General features: G+C 50.6%; 1 protein-coding gene. It reads left to right on the forward strand.

All coding sequences use genetic code 11. The features are described 5' to 3' along the window. Window positions 1-1,170: 1,170 nt before the first annotated feature. Window positions 1,171-1,543 (forward strand): replication protein (locus FTE26_RS07105; protein ID WP_250107175.1); only part of this gene is annotated, 373 nt, incomplete at its 3' end.

Consider the following 1,543-nt stretch of genomic DNA (forward strand, 5'->3'; position numbering starts at 1 on the left):
TACTGGATGTTGGGGTGATCTTTGAGGGACCTAAAGTCGGCAGATCAAAAACATACCGGCTGAATGAACAATTTGGTTGGAAAGGCACCGTAACCAACCACAAAAAGGCACTCAAAAACGGCTTTAGTGTCATTCAGGGCGGCCGGATTTAAAGAGCCAGCGGCAGGCGGACAATCCACAGAACATTGCATGCAATTTCTAGTGGATTGTCTATCCTGCATTGCTCTTTTGCCGCCTCAAAATCCCTTGCGTGTTTTTGCTCCCCGATCTCCAGAACGACCGAGCCGCCACGGTTCCGGCAGCGCCTTGAGCGCAACCGGAAACCGTCTGGGGAGACCCCCAGACCCCCCATCGCTGTAACACCGACGGTCTACGACCACCTACCAACCGAGTGGCTGCTTGTACCGTGCAAATGGGCTTTGCAGGGGGCTGGCGCGGTTCCTGGCGACCTGAAAGCCCCTGGCTAGGGGTATCGGCGCGCCTGACCTCCTGAAACGCTCTGTAAGCGTTTTTCGCGCCTTCCATGCCCTGACGGGCATTTAAACCCCGCCTCGTGCGTCTGAGAGCTTCTGAGCGCGTTTGAAGGGCTATCTGACGACTCATCCCCGAAAGAACAACAGCGGAATCACCGACAGCATGCGAGAGGTGGCACCGCTCGCCGCAGCCCCAGCGACCGAACGTTAGTGAGCGAGTGGGCGAGGAAGCGGAAGAGAACAGGAAACCACATTGAGCACGTACGCACTGATACGGGGTGTCGGGGCGAAGCTCTGACCAGATGGCAAACGGAATATCGTCGCGGGTGACGGTATTACATTTGCACATCCTGTCCTGATTTCTGAGGCGTTTTAACGGTGAACGGACGGCAAAAACATGATGGAGCTGTTGAACGTGGAGAGCGAGAAATCGGACAAAAATCATGGCTGACGAGGCTTGCAGAGGAGTAAGCCAGTATACACTCCGCTATCGCTACGTGACTGGGTCAGGGCTTCGCCCCGACACCCCAAAGAGCAGCTAGGATAAATATCTAATGGAATCAATGCGTTAGACGCCTAATATAAAGATACAGAAAGGAGAATAAAAACATTAATAAAATCTAAGGGTTACAGTTGACATAGTTATCAATAATGATAACACTGTTATCATTATTGATAACTCAAATAGGGTTCAAAGATGAGTAAGGATGTCGAGAGAATCACTCAGATAAATGACCAGGGTGAGATTATCGGCGGCTTCGTTGCCGTTATCCGCCCTAAACAAAAATCAGCATTTCAGAGGCATTTCACCATGAATCAAGACGCATTACGGATCTTGGCTAAGGAATTAACCGGGGAGCAATTCAAGGTCTTAATGCTGATGCTTGCAGATCTGGATTACGAAAACTTCATTCAGATCGCCCAAGCAGATATTGCTGAAACTTTAGGGATGCAGAAAACGAATGTTAGTCGCGCCGTTCGCGCGCTACTGGATGTTGGGGTGATCTTTGAGGGACCTAAAGTCGGCAGATCAAAAACATACCGGCTGAATGAACAATTTGGTTGGAAAG

The organism is Escherichia sp. S10b (genome assembly GCF_028421345.1).
GTDB lineage: Bacteria > Pseudomonadota > Gammaproteobacteria > Enterobacterales > Enterobacteriaceae > ECMA0423.